Origin of the sequence: Pseudoalteromonas luteoviolacea, assembly GCF_000814765.1 — a bacterium.
Taxonomy (GTDB): Bacteria; Pseudomonadota; Gammaproteobacteria; order Enterobacterales; family Alteromonadaceae; genus Pseudoalteromonas; species Pseudoalteromonas luteoviolacea_H.
The window spans coordinates 93,524-109,800 of the sequence record NZ_JWIC01000008.1; the positions used below are offsets into that span (position 1 = coordinate 93,524).

At 41.3% G+C, this 16,277-nt stretch carries 8 protein-coding genes; 5 read left to right on the forward strand and 3 right to left on the reverse strand.

Annotation, left to right across the window (positions count from 1 at the left end):
• The first annotated feature begins 153 nt into the window (after positions 1 to 153).
• The 5 genes from JF50_RS20150 to JF50_RS20170 are packed head-to-tail and all read left to right on the forward strand — an operon-like array spanning position 154 to position 7,853.
• A complete protein-coding gene (locus JF50_RS20150; protein WP_039611178.1) occupies positions 154 to 981 on the forward strand; it encodes a heteromeric transposase endonuclease subunit TnsA in 828 nt (275 codons plus the stop codon).
• The gene (locus JF50_RS20155) at positions 965 to 3,052 is read left to right on the forward strand and encodes a Mu transposase C-terminal domain-containing protein (RefSeq protein WP_039611179.1); all 2,088 of its coding nucleotides are present in this window, start codon (positions 965 to 967) and stop codon (positions 3,050 to 3,052) included. Before JF50_RS20150 ends, JF50_RS20155 begins: the two co-directional genes overlap by 17 nt.
• A complete protein-coding gene (locus JF50_RS20160) occupies positions 3,049 to 4,719 on the forward strand; it encodes an AAA family ATPase (RefSeq protein WP_039611180.1) in 1,671 nt (556 codons plus the stop codon). The genes JF50_RS20155 and JF50_RS20160 overlap by 4 nt, the downstream gene beginning before the upstream one ends.
• A gap of 1 nt (position 4,720) precedes the next feature.
• Positions 4,721 to 6,238: a TnsD family Tn7-like transposition protein gene (locus JF50_RS20165; RefSeq protein WP_039611181.1), complete on the forward strand. Its 1,518-nt coding sequence runs from the start codon at positions 4,721 to 4,723 to the stop codon at positions 6,236 to 6,238.
• Complete coding sequence (locus JF50_RS20170; protein WP_039611182.1) at positions 6,225 to 7,853, forward strand: Tn7-like element transposition protein TnsE; 1,629 nt, start codon at positions 6,225 to 6,227, stop codon at positions 7,851 to 7,853. Before JF50_RS20165 ends, JF50_RS20170 begins: the two co-directional genes overlap by 14 nt.
• A gap of 146 nt (positions 7,854 to 7,999) precedes the next feature.
• Here JF50_RS20170 and JF50_RS20175 read toward each other — a convergent pair whose 3' ends face one another.
• The 3 genes from JF50_RS20175 to JF50_RS20185 are packed head-to-tail and all read right to left on the reverse strand — an operon-like array spanning position 8,000 to position 16,195.
• The gene (locus JF50_RS20175; protein ID WP_039611183.1) at positions 8,000 to 10,570 is read right to left on the reverse strand and encodes a hypothetical protein; all 2,571 of its coding nucleotides are present in this window, start codon (positions 10,568 to 10,570) and stop codon (positions 8,000 to 8,002) included.
• 40 nt (positions 10,571 to 10,610) lie between these two features.
• On the reverse strand, positions 10,611 to 15,113 hold the full coding sequence (locus JF50_RS20180; protein WP_039611184.1) for a hypothetical protein: 4,503 nt from the start codon (positions 15,111 to 15,113) through the stop codon (positions 10,611 to 10,613).
• Positions 15,114 to 15,115: 2 nt separating this feature from the next.
• Positions 15,116 to 16,195, reverse strand: a complete 1,080-nt coding sequence (locus JF50_RS20185; RefSeq protein ID WP_039611185.1) for a hypothetical protein — start codon at positions 16,193 to 16,195, stop codon at positions 15,116 to 15,118.
• Positions 16,196 to 16,277: the final 82 nt, after the last annotated feature.

The following is a 16,277-nucleotide window of genomic DNA, read 5'->3' on the forward strand; positions in this document are numbered from 1 at the left end:
GCGGTTAAAAAAGAAGCGTTACAAGACTAAACGGCTTATAAGGAATGGTCAATACTTGGTCTTAACGTTGCTACTAAGTTCTATGTTTTTTATTTTATATTAATGCTATGGTCTTAACTTGGTTGGGGTTTCGATCAGTTATAGCGGTATATTATGTCTAGAAAGATTGGCCATACTGAGGCGCAATATCGTAAGTGGATTAAAGAAGGTCGAGGTTCGGGTGAATATCGGGAGTATAAGCCTTGGCTAACGGTTTATGATTCACCATCAGATGGTCGTGTGCATCGCGTCTTTGGTTATAAGACTAAAAGAACTCATCATTTATTATCTGACCTTGAACTATCAATGTTCTATTTGCTCGAGTGGCGCAAAGAAGTACTACAAATTAAAGAGCAGTTTCCATTGGAGCGAGACTTAACCGCTGAGTTGGTTAAGTCTGCGGGTATAAAACACCCTAGTGTAAGAGGTGTTAACCAATATATGTCGAGCGACTTTCTTGTTGAAACATCATCAACAGAACTCCCCTATTTTGCATTACAAGTGAAATACACCAATGCACTTGAAGAGCAGCGAAAGATAGAAATTCTTGAGTTAGAGAGGCGCTATTGGTTAGAGAAAAATATACCTTGGCAAATAGTGACTGAAGCAGAAATCCCCAAAGTCGTTAAAACCAATATTGAGTGGATTTACCCTATGCAGGGCGCTTATGAAGAAGCCCCTCATTCAGCTGTAGATCAAGCTCTTTTTTACGCAGACTACTTTTCTAAATACCCAACTAAAACACTAATAGAAGCCTGCAAAGAGATAGATACAGCCTATGGACTAGACTTAGGTGAGTCACTGTATGAAATTCGCTGTTTACTGGCTGATCGATATTTCACTTTTGACATTTTCAAGCCAGTTCAAAAGGTGCATGTAGGTGATTTTAAGCTAGGTGACGTGGGTATCATTCAGGAGGCTTTCCGTGTTTCGAATCAATGAAGTATTGCAATACGAGCAAACTCTATATCGCACACTAATGCTTTTTGAATACTATGTACTCTGGATAAAAATACATGATGATAAGGCTTTTCCTCAGCTCATTGAAATTGCTGAGTTAGAACAAGGCTTTCAAGATGAAATACTAAAACGAGTGGATGACCCCTATAGTTACTTAATCACTGTAACTCCTGAATATGGTTCTACAGCTCAGATAAAGCGTGATGAAAATTATGAAGTAATTAAACCGCTAGTAGATTTTGAAAATAGCTACCAAGCAAAGGCTCGAGGCAAAATCGTCAATCAAATTGTTGCTAAGACAGGAAAAACAAAACAAACAATATATCGTTTTGCTCGAAGGTATTGGCAGCGTGGCCAGATCCCCAATGCACTCTTACCAGACTATAAAAATTCAGGCGGTAAAGGCCAAAAGCGAAGAGCAACGACTAAAAAGTTAGGGCGTCCCCGCGTATATATGCCGGGTGTTGGTGCTTTAATCGATGATTTTACCGAAAAGCTCTTCAGAGTCGCTATCGATCGTCATGTAATGACTGATAAAAGCAAGTCCTTTCGTTATGCGCATAATCGGCTTAAAGATATTTATAGTCAGTACTTCCCTGAGCTACCAGAAGAAGAACTGCCTACATATTGGCAAATGGAGCACTTTTATAAACGTGAGTATCGGCAAGTAGAAAAGCTCGAGCTTCAAGCTGGAGATATCAGATCTAAGAAAGACATTCGTCCTTTATTTGGTACTGCTACAGCTGATGTTTTAGGCCCTGGTATGCGTTATGAGATTGATGCAACGATTGCTGATATATATCTAGTATCCAGCTCTGAACGAGGCAACATAGTCGGCCGCCCGGTCGTTTATATGGTAGTAGATGTATTTAGTCGTATGGTAGCTGGATTCTATATTGGTTTTGAAAACCCTTCTTATACTGCTGCTATCCAAGCGTTGTATATGGCTTCTACAGATAAATCAGAATATTGTCGAGAGCTGGGCTTTGAAGTAAAGCCCGAGCAGTGGCCATGTATTGGTTTACCTTCTGCATTGCTGGCTGACAGGGGCGAGTTAATGGGCCATCAAATTGAGTGTTTAGAAAAAGGCTTTGGAGTCCGCCTTGAAAATACACCGCCTTTCAGGAGTGAAGCAAAAGGCATTGTTGAAAGGTCTTTCCGCTCTTTTCAGCAAGTATTTAAACCATTTGCACCTGGCGTGGTTACTGGTACCAAAATTAAAAAGCAAGGAGACCGTGACTATCGTTTAGATGCTAAGGTTACGATAGAAGACTTCACTAAGATAATCTTAGCATCTGTGCTTTATCACAATCAGTATCATGTTATCGATCGCTATGATAAAGCTTCTGATATGCCGACGGATTTACCTAATAACCCATTAGCTCTTTGGAATTGGGGGCTTCAGCACCGTACTGGTCGATTAAAAAAATCTGAACCTGAGCATTTGCGTGTGGCACTTATGCCTCGTATACGTGGAACTGTGTCTGAATCAGGCGTTTGTATTTTTGGCTTGTACTACACGAGTTCTGAGCTTATGCAGCTCGGTTGGATGCATCGAGGAAAAGAGGTTAAAAGGCCAGAAAAAGTTGATGTTGCTTACGACTTAGCAACGGCTGAGTACATATATGTCTACCCAGAGGCTAATAGTAACAAGTACTTTGTTTGTCAGTTGTCAACACGCTCAAGGCAGTTTACAGGTGCTAGCTTTTGGGATGTTTGGGAGCAGAATGAAGCCTTAAAATATACAGAAGCTCAGGCTAAGTTAGTTGCGAATGAACAAGAGCGAGCGCTCGAAAGAAAGATAATAGAAACCATAAAACAAGCTGAAAAAGCAGCACCTGTTAATTCAGGGCTTTCCGATGCTGAACGTATTAAGAATATTCGAGAAAATCGAAATGCAGAAAAAACAAAAGAGCGACAAGCGCGAGCATATAGGCCTGTAGAAATCGATACTAGTCAATCAGCCGAGGTACACTATCTTGCAGAGCAGGATGACGATTTAGATTTTCCTGATTTTTCAGATGAATTATTTGGTGAGGATGATCAGTCATGAGCTTACCGCATAATATATTTCGAGCTGTTTATGCTGAGTCAGATATAGCGCGTTATAAAGGAAACCCTTTCATTGAGGCACTACCTGCAATAAGTACAATTAGAGACATCAAAAGTAAGCTTGAAGGGAAAGTAATATATAACCCAACTGCGAGTTATCTCGATGCAAGGCAAAGAGCGCATGAGTTATGTGGGTTACTAGATGACTTTTTTCAGCCTTTATCCATGCATGTTGCGCTTGAAGAAAAGATATCTCTAATGATGAGAGGGGGCTATGTTGCAAGAAACATAGAAACTGGCCAATTACAGCAGCATTTACAAAATGGCTATGAGCGAATGATGACAGGTGATATTACCAGTTTTCGTTTCGCTGAAGCGCCCTCTACGGCTCGATGCTTGTCACTTATAGGTTGCTCTGGAAGTGGTAAAAGCTCAAGTGTGATGCGCATTTTAGCCACTTACCCTCAGGCTATTTATCATGAGAAATACAATACATATCAACTGTCGTATTTGCGTATAGAGTGCCCTGTAGATGGTTCTTTAAAAAGTTTATGCTTAAACTTTTTCCAAGAGGTAGATAAACATTTACATACAGACCTAACTGAGCGATATGGACGCAAAAGACACAGTACAGAAGTGCTTTTGTCTTTCATGGCGCAAGTAGCAAACCAATATGCCATTGGCGTTCTCGTTATTGATGAAATCCAGCGCTTAAGTCGCAAACAAAAAGCAGGACAAGAGCGAATGCTCGAGTTTTTTGTAGCCTTGGTGAATATTATTGGTGTGCCTGTTATTTTGGTTGGTACTCCCAAAGCAAGACCTATTTTTGAACTTGAATTGCAATCGGCAAGAAGAAGTACAGGAATTGGTTCAATGGTTTGGGAGCCTCTACCGCAAAATAAAAATAAGATTGATAAGGTGACAGGTAAGCCAAAACCTTCGGAGTGGCGGTTGCTGACTGATAAACTTTGGCAGTACCAGTGGCTTATTCATCGTGATGAGCCACTAACCGAAGAGATCCGCAATACTTGGTTTGAGCTATCACAAGGCGTGCTAGATATTGTTGTGAAGTTATTCGTATTAGCACAACTTCGCGCAATAGTTACTGGTGTTGAAAGGTTATCTTCAAAATTACTCATTAAAGTATACGAATCTGAATTACAGCCAATCCACCCTATGATTGAGGCGCTTAAATCAGGTAAAGCAGCCACTATCGCTAAATATTCAGATTTAAAATACAAAGCAATCGATAAACGCTTACTAGAACTTAGTAAGCAAATTTCGGAAATAGAGATATCAAAAACAGAAACGTTACCTTTTGCGAGTAACTCTGAAGGGGTGAGGCTTTATAACCTACTGTTAGGTATGGGCTGCGAATCTAGTTTACTAGTTCCTTTAGTGCAAAGAGCAATAACAGAACACCCAAATTTACAAGTCAGAGCGCTTATTCCACTTGTTCTTGAGTGGTATGAACAAAAACCAAATGAAACAGAAGAGATAAAGGAAAAGCCAAGGCTGGTCAATGCAAAAAATTGGCATACGTTACCTAGTGATGACTTACGTTATGGCTACTCTCAACACAAAAAGCGCTCTGCGGAACTACATCAGTTTTATAAACAACAAGGAAATGTATTTGATATGACATCATGGCTTAAAAAAAGCATTTAACATGGCATGTTTACCCATACCTTACCCAGATGAATTGCTTTATAGCGTTATAGGGAGGTATGGGGTTCATACACTAACTACTTCACCAAAGCAGCTATTGGATGATGTGTTTCAAAATAGACAAATTGTTGCTTCAGTAGCCTTTCAAGGGCATTTAGGTAAGATCTCATCACATTATCAAGGTAATCCTAACTTAACCCCGCACAAGCTTTTACAGAAGCATACGCTTTACCCCCTATATGCGCCTTTTGTACATCCAGAGAAGGCTTACCTCTCAAAACAGGCCTTGTTAAAAGATGAGTCTCACTCAGCCGATGTGCAATTAGGTAAAGCTGCGTCATGCGTAAAGAGCCCGGTATATTTAAGGTATTGTCCTGATTGTGTAAGTGAGCAATTAAATAGATATGGCGAAGCATTCTGGCAACGCGGTTTGCAAATACCAGGCATGTCTGTTTGTCCCAAACATGCTTGTATTTTATTGAATAGTAATGTGCAGATTAGTGGACTACACAAGCATGAATTCATTGCTTTAAACCCAAGCTCATTGCAAAGCGGAGTTATCCAATATGGCAGCAGTAAGCAGCTATCACTTGCTACAAATGCAGTAAGATTTTTAGAGTTAAAAGCACTAAAGATATATCCAGAGCAATGGACTTTATTCTACAAAAAGCTCGCGTTAGAGCGTGGTTACTACCATGGCGAGCATATTGATCATGATAGGGTTCTTGAACAGGTAGAAAGCTATTGGCAAAGTAACTTCTTGGAGCAATTAGGTTTAAAAGTGGATGCTTGCAAAGACACTAATTGGCTTAGGTCTATATTCAGAAAGCATAGGAAGTCATTTAGTTACCTTCAACACTTATTAGTTTGGCAAGCTTTCTTTGGTAATGGGTTAAATATCGAAGCGGTTCTAAGAAAAGCCTCTAACCAAAGTTTAGATAAGTCGCCTGAAAGTTATGATTCGGCTCAAGAGGTAGTAATAGATAAAAATAAAAGAGCACTTTGGCAGACCTCAGCAACTAAATTAGGCATTAAACAGGCTAGGTTATTAGGGTTTGGCAGCCTTTATGCCTGGCTATATCGGCATGATAAAAAGTGGCTTTTGGATACTAACTCTAAACTAGGTCTGCCAACTGTAAGCATTAATAAGCGAGTTAATTGGAAGGCAAGAGACTTATGTTATGTGAAGCGATTTATCAGTCTTCGCAACCAGACTGAAATGCATTTAGAGTCGGAGCACTTTTCAAAAAATTGGTACTTTATCAACGCTGATATTTCTTTATCTCAGATCAAACATATTGATAAGTTACCATTATGTAAATTGTTTTTGGCTAAATATTGTGAAACTATAGAAGAGTACCAATGCCGTCGTATCGCTGTGGCATACATCAAAAGTGAAAGAAATCATCACGACTTAAGGAAATGGCGCATACTGCGATTCGCTCGGCTCAGTAAGGATAGGATCTGCCCCCTAGCGGCAGAATTATTGGGATATGTAGTAGCGTATGACTCAAGCTGATCGCTTTAAAACTCTGCCTGACAACGCAAGAATTCAAGGCATGGGTAATATTTTCAAATACCACGATCGTAAAACGTGGGATATTGGCGTTCGCTTTAAAAATACCACGCGTAAATCACTTAAGCTCAGCCAGCTACCATACCTAAGTCGACAAGTTGTTCTAAATCAAACTGTATCAGCCATTCCCCCAGGTTATCCTATAGAGTTTACTTTGCCTGCGCGAGCTTTGTGGCAGACGGCCTTAGTTGGAGAGTCAGAGCTAGTAAAGTTCAAACTAGGAGATGAGCAGTCTCAAATATGCTTTAAGTTTAGCTATGATGATAAGACGATATTTTTACCTCAGTTAGAATTAGCCAGAGCCTTGTTTTTCACAAATAACTACTTGGCAAATGCTGCGCTAGTTAGTAATGCGCTCGACTTTGAGTTTGATGTTGATTATAGCCCCGAACAAGACGATGAGGAGTTTCCTCTCGATATAGTTATTAATGCCCTACCGACAACACAATGCCCAAAAATATTATTTGAGAATGAAGGCTTTAAGCATCAACTCGCTTGGATATTGCTTAATAGAGACATAAAAAATTCATTCAACAGCATCTATCAGTATTTTTCTCAAGAGCTAGTTACGACACCTAAATACCAACATTGGACATTTCGGTTTGAACCGCCTGAGTTAGAAGGGGTAAAAGTAGTAGCAAGAGGTTGGAAGTCTTCAGATGCAAGTACATGGTTTATAAATCGAATCGAGTTGTTAAATGGTTTGTTCTTTCCAGACATTGCAGATATTGGTTTTTCTCATCCCAGAACAATTGGAAGAAAGTCAGGCTCTGAAAGTGGTAAGGGTGGGACTTACCCACAACTGCCGACACAAAGAGAAATAGATGAAGATAGTGATGGGAGTGAAGATAACGAATCAGCATTGATTTTTTGTGATGCAACGCAGCGCATATATAACAGAGTCCCACGTACTCGAAAAGTCTATGCAAAAACTAAAAAGGGTTCTGGCAGTAAAGAGAACGAAGATAAGCCCAATCCCTTACCACCTGAAGTTAGCACCGAAGATCCAAACTCACGAGGTGATACACCTAGGGCCGCTGTCGATGGTTTGGATGATCAAACAGATAATACTCATTTGTACCTCAATAAGTTTGATAGCTTTTTCAAAATGCTAGAGATATTAGAAAAAGAGTATGGTTTTAATCAAAGTAAACCGATTGTTCGTAAGCTACCAGAAGTAGGTCGCAGCAAAAGTCATATGATGGAAAATGGTTCTGCTCGATGTATGGCGATTGTAAAAGTTGAGTATCAAAACGAAGGTTACTTCTTATTAGAGGTGGACACCTCAGATGGAAGAGCTTCTATTGCCACCAAAGTCATTTCAGCGCGTGCATTAGCATTAAAAGGTAAATTGCGTGACTTTATAGTAGAGATCGAAAGAGGATTGCTTAGTAACCAATTTTGTTGGCCGAAGAGATATTTTGATGAGCTTGTTGGTGAGGGTAATCATAAGGGCATTTCGCATCAGAAATCTAAAAATGAAGGAAAATTAAGTGATGAAGAGATGAACAGGTGGGCTGTTCGGTTCATTAGTGTATTAACTCACTTATTTAACTAGTGTTAAGGAATATGTGATAGGAATAGGGGGAGGTGAACTGTATTCCGATAGCGCTCTTTTGAAGAAATTCAAAATATTTTAGACATTGTTTTTGCGTTTGATTTTGAAATGTGCGAGTGCATACCCGCACGCGAATAGAGAGATTTCTAGAAATCTATGTCGTCATAATTTTCATACTCGGTATTTGCATATTTAGTATCGTTATCGGGTTCAACCTTTTTCGGCTTGTCAGAAGCACAAGTTTCGAATTGAGTCATGCTGGCATACTCTTTAGCATGTTGAAAGATGAATGGGTAAACTGTCGTTTGCCGATTACGAACTGACATTGACAGGAACCAGTGATCCATGTCTTCAATAAGCCCAAAATTAGTGATGAGTTTGTAAATCTTGCTGAAGCCTTCTTGTGAGCCAGCTCTGAAAGAGCCCACACTGCCGGCGCAATAACACTTGTCAGAACGACTGAACATGAAGCCTTCTTGATGAGCAACAAGGTCTTTCATTTCTGAAGTTTTGATTCCAGAGTACCAGCGTATACCAAGTTCTTGCTCAATCACATATAGGATGATGTTTTTATCGTTATTGCTAAGACGCTTACCGATCCTTGGCTTGAACTTCTTGAAACATTCTCGAACTTGGTGGTAGTAAAAACAATCTGCTTCTGAACTTTCAAGCATACTGGTGACAGTATTAACCACATTCTCGGACACGCCTGAGCGAGTGATGTACTCCTTGAACCAAGAGCGGCTAACAGATTCCTTGCGACCAGCAATCAAGCTGTGGCGGTATGTCTCCAATTTTTCATGATCTGGCATGGCGTTAGCGCTGGTTCTGACGAAAACCATGTAGTGGCCTGTCTCGAAGTTGAACATGAAAGGGTGGCGATGGTGAGTGTATTTAACTCTGCCATTCTCGGAGGTTTTCTTCTTGCCAAATACCAGGTGGCAGTGGCCACCCAATTGATACTGAATATCCTCCAGCTTAGATTCTGAAAGCTCTTCAAATTTCAACTTCATACTATCTGTAGTCACAGCACAATAACGATAACCAGAGAAAGGAGTATCTTCTCCCTCGATTTCCTCAGTCAGATCCTCTCCTTCTTCAAGTGTGACTTCATCATCGCTTGATTCATTCTTTTTAGTTTTGACTCTGAACGGGTAAATAAAGGAAAAGTCCTCGGGAAGCTTTCCGGTTTTACGGTCAATAAAGAGCTGATTACTATGAACTTCTAGCTTAAGATGTAGTTGTGCCAACAGGCAATCTAGCATCGCACAGCCGCCAGTTACAATCTCCTTTTCCTTTTTATATTCTCGGCCAGCTAGAAGCGGTACTTCATTAATCACTTGGTCGTCAAGATCGCGAACCTTCAAGGTACGAAACAAAGAACCGTATTCCACAGACTGAATGATTTTATCTGGATTGGTGCTCTTGTAGTCTGCATATGGATCTTCCAAACCTTTGTGCCGTCTATAATACCCTTCACCTTCAGTGACAAGCAGGATAAGCTCTGGTTTTCCATCTGTATTCTTCTGTTCACCAATAAGGTATTTAATATTGCCTTGTTTCTTACATTTTTGAATTTTGTAGCTGTAAGATGAAAGCTCTTCAAGTTGAGCTATATGCTCTGGAAGAATGGTCTTGTCGGTAGTCTTGTTAACAATACGAATGTTGTACTCAGACAAGACTTGCATGATTGCCTTGTACTCATTATTGCTCTTTGTCTTTAGTTTGACGCCAGAGTAGCAGCGGTCAAATTCAGTTCTTCCAAAAGCAACACTAGTAGAGCCAGCATAGATTTCAGACAGGTCATCTAAGAATGTGTATGCGTGTGCAGCTCGGCTGGTATCAGGACTGCTCTCATTTACATCGCCTTTGGCATTCATTTTGATTTTGTCATGGTCAATTACGTAGGCATCAGTTCGGTTGTTGGTGTAGTCTTCGATGCTACCTTTGACATAAACGTCGTTGCTGCTGGATTTGGTCTTGCCACCTTTTTTGGTTGGCACAACGAACCCATGTTCACCTAGCTTAAACTGCTCGCCATTTAACATTTTAGCTTTACGTTTAGCCATGTTCCGGCTTCGAGGTACAAACTTCTCAACATCAGAAAGCAGGGTAAATGTTACAGTGGTTGCATTGAAAATATTGCCTGAGGGCACATTGTTAGCTGACATTGTCCAATCAGGGCTAATCTTTGACTCAATACAGACAACCACATTTACGCCATTTTCCTTGTGTTCTGAATACGCTGCCCGATAGTACTTTTCGTTATTGTAGAACGCCCTACGCTCACTGACGATCTCCTTGCTCATCAAGGATGGCAATGCATTGCTGATTAAGATCATTTGAATGAATTCATGCCGAGGATTAATAAACGGCAATTCTTCACAGGTCACCTTAAGACTAACGTTACCACAGACAATCGTTCCGGACTCCCCTTTTTTTGTCATGAAAAAATGTGCTTTTCCTTTCTTGTAATGGAACGATGACAGCACGCTCCCGCTTTTATTCAGAATAGCGGATGACTCGATAACTAACTCTCGGTACTCTGCCTTTGATGTAGCATGTATCTCGATATAGCCAAAATCAAAGTGCTCATTGAAGTAGCCGCAATCGATATCAACCTTTTGAACAAGATTGCTTGTATATACGGATTTGGGAGCAACCAGAGCCTTCTCCGGTGCTGATGACATTGCTTTAAACTGTAACTTTTTTTCCATCTCAAAATGGCCAGCGATCGCACTGACCTCTCCTTAATGATTAAACTTCTCGGGAAACAAACTTAGTGATTTCTGCAATATGCAGAGGCTGGAATGTAGTTTTATCCATGATGCCTGGGACTTCCATGAAGTCAGCTGTCATGAATGAGGTCTTATTATTCTCGAAGGTTTTGTAAAGACACTCTTGCCTAGGGTCATTCTTGAACATGTTGATGTAAATAATGTTTCGGATACCTGTTTTAAGCATTGTATCCTTCATCTTTTTTTCGGCACTATTCTTCAGAACGCGGCTGCAGTACCAAAACTTTACGTCCACTAATGCTTTGTTGCCATGACGATCTTCTATAACACCGTCCATTTTTTCCTCCAGACCATGAGGCAGTTTGCTCCACTTGAAGCCGTTGGCACTCAAGATGGCCTCAACTGCCTGCTCAGCCAATGCAGGGCGATACACGTTGCAATAGACTGCCGGATTTACAATGTGAGTATTTGGTTTCCACTTCAGGCAGTAACCATTCTTACTGAAATGTTTACGAATATCACAGTTGCCCAGCATCACCCTAAGTTCAGAGGATAGTTCAGAAACCATCTTAGGTGTTTTTGTGGTTGTGAACATTTCGTAGTTATCAGCGTACTCAATCTCTGGTATGCCATCGTATGCATACTCAGCAACAGCATTACCCGCTGTATCTCTCGGCACTTCAATATGAACGTATTGGAAGCGAGGGATCACTTCAGATTCAGAAATAGTCGGATTCTTCAGGACATATTCACGAAGCTCAGCCCACTTTTCAGCAACAGCATTGGCTCGTTCTCTGCGAGATTTTGCTTCCTGCTTTAGTTTTACCTTCAGTTTATCTACAACAATATTAGGTGGAACAGGCGCAGCCTTACCCTTAACAATCCGGTTTTTCATGTTTCTTAGAGTTGTTGTATAGTTGTCCCAAATGCCCTCTGAGCCGATTCTCATGCCACCTTCTATCGCATACTGCTGGGCCTCTTTGATAGATTCTTCGATAGATTTATATGTAGGCTCCCCTATTCGACTGATTATGCCGAACAGGTAATCGAGTACATCAGCATTTCTAAACGTTTCGTAGCGATAATTGCCTAGTAGCTTTGGCACTTCGGTATTGAAGTGTTGAAGGCTCTTTTTGTTATCTGCGATAGCGGCTCGGCGTAATCTCTGTTCCGGATTTCCTATGCAGATAGCAGTTGTCATGCCGCTGTCATGAACAGTCACCGCCTCTTCACGGAGGGAGAAATACTCATGAGACAGCTCATGCTTCTGACGTTCATCATGAGCCAGAGCAGGCGCGAGAGCAGCATCAGCAAGGATTTGGACTTCTCTGGACTTCCAAGGGGTACGACCAGTCCTGCCTACTGCTTGTTCGATTATCATTTGGATGCTGGCAAGATAGTCATCGCCATTTTCGAACGTCATTTTGGAGTGTTCACCGGATGCATAAGCAGATGCCAATACATTTGTCATCTTGCCTTTGTCGTTAGTGCTGAGTATGTAGCGGATAAACTTTCTGGCAATATGAGCATCAATGAAATGCCCTTCATACAAGCACATAATGTTATAAAGGCAGGCTATTTTGAACTTAGTGTTTATATAATCTGAGTCGTCGTCATTGTCAGAAATATTGAACATATTTGATGGTCTAGCGAGATAAATACAGTCGGCATCCATTGTCCTTTTTTTCTGCTTGAAATCACTCTCATCCACATACACAAGACGATTCAAGTCATCATCGTGGAAGTAACAATCAGGATTTGTACCAGCCGCCATGCTTGCATAGGAAGTCATGACGATCGTTTTGATGTTAATCCTGCCATCTTCTCGCATCGTTTTTGTCAGCAGCTTTTGAAGATCGCCCCGACGCATTTTTTCAGCATTGATGGCAAAGTGAATATCGATCTTTTTACCATACTTTTCTTCAAGGAACTTAATCAGGTAGGTCTTGAAGAAACGTTTCTCTTTGGGAGTCTTGCCAAAGTTTCGGGTGCTGAATGTCAGCATGTATCTGTTGGTTGGGTGGGCAACAAATAGCTCTATGGCCTGCCACATCTTACTCAACTGGCTGGCTACATTCATCAGGTAGTCACTATTCTCCTTTTTGTGAGCTTCCTTAACCTCTTTATTAGTTTTATGATTCGTATCTTGATTTGAACCCTTCCTGCTCGGTGGCGGGAATGCTACAGCCAGCTTCATCAGCATCACATTACTGTCGGCAAAGAATTGTCCAAGAGTGTTTGGCTCATACTTGAGGAACCGGCTGGCAATATTCACATTGTGAGAATCGTAGTCACGCTTTTGGCAGTAGAAGTTATAGATATCGAGACTTCTTTCCTTTGTGAACTCCACATAACGCTTGCCAAGCTGAGCCTTCAGAGTTACTTGGGAGAAATTGTGGATCTGGGATTTATTTCTAGCAGTAGCACTGATTGCAACTATCTGAGTACCTCGGCCAACTAAGGAGGCCATCCAGCCTGTTCCAGAGTGCGGGATGCTGTAGTTTTCAAAGTCGACAAAATTGTCACTTAAGCGAAGAATTGTGTCGAAAGAGCAACCTTGACCATGAAATCCACTACATATAATGGCTTCATCTTGGCCAAGCAGAGAGCCTGATCCACCCTGAGTACCGAAAAGCTTGTTCCGAATATCGGCTTTTACGCCATCGTCAATATTCAACTGGTATGTAAAGTCATTCAGGCAGCTTATCAATGACGGTTCTCTATCAACCTTCACCCACTGCTCACCTAGAACCAGCCTACCAGTCTTTTCAAACTCAGACTTTTGAGCCTTCAGCGCATTGACTTGAGTGTTGTGAGCGTCTTTTTTATTTTGATAAATCTTCCGAACAGCTTTAACTGACTTGCTAAGGAAAGTTTTGTATGCTTTGCTAAGAGAGTTAATGACCTTAGGGAAACCGTTTACAAATTCATTATCATCTCCGTCACTATCAGAGACCAGCTTCATTTGGAGGATGTTTTTGTTGATCTTGTTGGATGTAGGATCACTATCAGCCAGCTCAAGGAATACACTGTAGTAGGCATCCTTCTTTATCTTTTCATCATCCTGGATAATTTCAACACGCTTCCTTTTGCCAGACATTGTAACGATACTAGAAACGGAGCCGGGAACTGAAAACAATTCGGCAGCGCGATTGCCACCGTCGTAACTTTCATCAAAGTCATATGAATACTGAGTACGCCATTCATCAGCGACATCTTTGAGTGTGTTGATAGCATCGTGCATGATGTCTCCAACACCCTTAAAGTCATCTTTGCCTTGCTGGAAGTGGAGAACGTCTGTTTGTGCAGCGGTCTTAACCCCGCGTACAAGTAGCATGGGGTCGGCCTCCAGAATTTTGTTACGAACGACGGCATGCTGTTTATCTACCTCGTCAATAAACAGAATATGATTGCTAAGCTTATCGTCAGAGAAACGAAAGCGGCCAGGTACTGCCATTATCGAACCAAGATATTTGGCAGTTGTCATATAGCAGACAACCGCACGACCACTTGAGACCAGTGAGGCAGGGTAAAGCGCGATTAGTTGTTCTCTTACACCGGTCGGAAAACTCTGGTAGCCGTTTTTCTCCGTCGCAGCTATAGCACGAATTCCGTCGTACACAGCATTGTAGATATCTATTGCGGTCGCCTCAAACTGTTCCTCCTCGTACTTGTCAGGCCTGGATTTGGAACGACTAACCTTAGCATGGTAGTGAACAAATCTTTCGTACTTTTGACTAATATCCTTCGCAACAGCTGGTGAGATTGAGTTGTTTTTGATGAACTCAACTAGACCGCTTATGCCTTTCCCCATTGCTTTGGCTTGATCGACCTTTCCCATCACAATCACAACCATGCTCTTCATGATCTTAATCTCTAGCTTTGTCTTGCAGAGATTTTCAATCAGCTCCAGCAACTCGTGATAAGACTGGGAGACATTATCACGGGTATCCGTAATAAAGACTATGTTCTTGGATGACTGCGAGCTGGAGTGGTCATCGTCTTCATTTTCCAGGCTCGTAAGAAACTCTTTGTGTTTGGTTTTTATCTCACTTTTGAGGTTTTCATCGTTGCAATTGGCTTCAGCCTTTTCGACAACTGAAAGGACAGTTTTATTAAGCCTCTCATAATCAGATTCCACATCAGCATTGCACAGATAGACCTTACCATCATTTATCTTTGAAATTGCTCTTAATGCATTACGTTCTGCTACTACAACTCCACTGTCTGCAATAAATTTCAGTAGTGAGAGTGCCTTTAAAATGAAACTGTAACGGTGTGACGCCAAGTCGTACAGCTTTGTGAATATGAGCAGGTTGCAACTAAATGTTTTACCAGTCCCTGTTTGCGGGGTGAACGGCAGGAAGAACCCTTCACAGGTGTTAGCACTTCTACTATCAACAGTATTTACTTCAACGTCACGCACTACATGAAACTCTTTTTGAGCCTCATTGAATGTGTCACGAATAGCACGGAACAACGGTGATATATTCCCCTCATTAACAGGGTTTTCATTGAACATTATTATTTCTCTTCTGTCTTGAAGTTGAATTCGATGTTACGCATTTGCTTGGGAAGAGAGCCATCCATAGCAAGTGCTTTGCATAGCTGGTAAACGAGGCGACCAGTTTTTGCACGTTCTATACCGGGCATCGCTTTGAGAGCATCACGGAACTGTTTGTAGTTAAGGTCTGCAACAAGATCGCCGGACATGGTTCGTATATCTTTAATACTGGTAGGTTCATGGTATGTAGCAGTTATGGAACGAGGGACTGTGTCGATATGGTGCAGTACAGTTTTTATTGGCTCCGGGCGGGCTTTAGCAGCAGTTTGCTTACAATCAGGTTGTTCAGTTGAACTCCGGAAAAAAGTTGCCTTTGGACTTTTTTCCGGTTTGGTCTTTCTGATCTTATCTTCATTGAGACCTAAACCTTCGTAACAAATCTGGCGGCTCAATTGCGAGATTTCAACGTTAGTAAATCCCTTGCCTTTTAGCTCGGTAATCCACTGAAGTTCTTTGGCACGAAGTTCTTCACGGAATAGGCGGGATGATGTACCCAACTGCTTTAATGATTTTTCATTGCATTTAAACTTCTCGGCCCAATCAGCGTACTTAAATGGGAAGATAATCTTGCCCTTTGATGTTGCATCAGCCTTCATAAACTCGATGTAGTCAATAATTGCTTGCTTCTTATCACCTACGTTACGACGGTATGAGTGTGCATTGTCTGCATTGGCGGAGCAGCTTAGACTGACTGCATCCGAGAAAGAGCCACCAGACCAAATCTCTACAATGGTTTCCTCATCATTATAGTCACGGCCTTCCTCGTCCAGTATCTCGCGCAGGCAGATGGTTCGGTGAATGCCATCGAAAACTATGAGATCCCCCTTTGTATAGGCTTCTTCGGTCAGTGGATTCACATCATTCTTTGATAATTCAACCACCTTGATAGCCCTTACGACGCCTATGTCTTTGACATTTTCCTTTAGTTCATCAAGAAACTCTCGACCAAATAGTTGACCTCTTGCCCTGATTCTGTGCTGCAGTGTTTTGTCCACTTTCAGTCGCCCTAATTTTACTCTGGCGGTTTTATATTCTTTCATATGGTGAAACTTCCTATGCTTTTTTGGTAAAAGTCCTTCTCTATTTTCAGAATATTTGAATGGTTAGAGCTCTTAAATTCAA

Bases quoted from the DNA above. Each gene is read 5' to 3' on its own strand.
- JF50_RS20150 (WP_039611178.1), top strand. From the start codon at position 154: ATGTCTAGAAAGATTGGCCATACTGAGGCGCAATATCGTAAGTGGATT.
- JF50_RS20160 (WP_039611180.1), top strand. From the start codon at position 3,049: ATGAGCTTACCGCATAATATATTTCGAGCTGTTTATGCTGAGTCAGAT.
- JF50_RS20165 (WP_039611181.1), top strand. From the start codon at position 4,721: ATGGCATGTTTACCCATACCTTACCCAGATGAATTGCTTTATAGCGTT.
- JF50_RS20170 (WP_039611182.1), top strand. From the start codon at position 6,225: ATGACTCAAGCTGATCGCTTTAAAACTCTGCCTGACAACGCAAGAATT.
- JF50_RS20175 (WP_039611183.1), bottom strand. From the start codon at position 10,570: ATGGAAAAAAAGTTACAGTTTAAAGCAATGTCATCAGCACCGGAGAAG.
- JF50_RS20180 (WP_039611184.1), bottom strand. From the start codon at position 15,113: ATGTTCAATGAAAACCCTGTTAATGAGGGGAATATATCACCGTTGTTC.
- JF50_RS20185 (WP_039611185.1), bottom strand. From the start codon at position 16,195: ATGAAAGAATATAAAACCGCCAGAGTAAAATTAGGGCGACTGAAAGTG.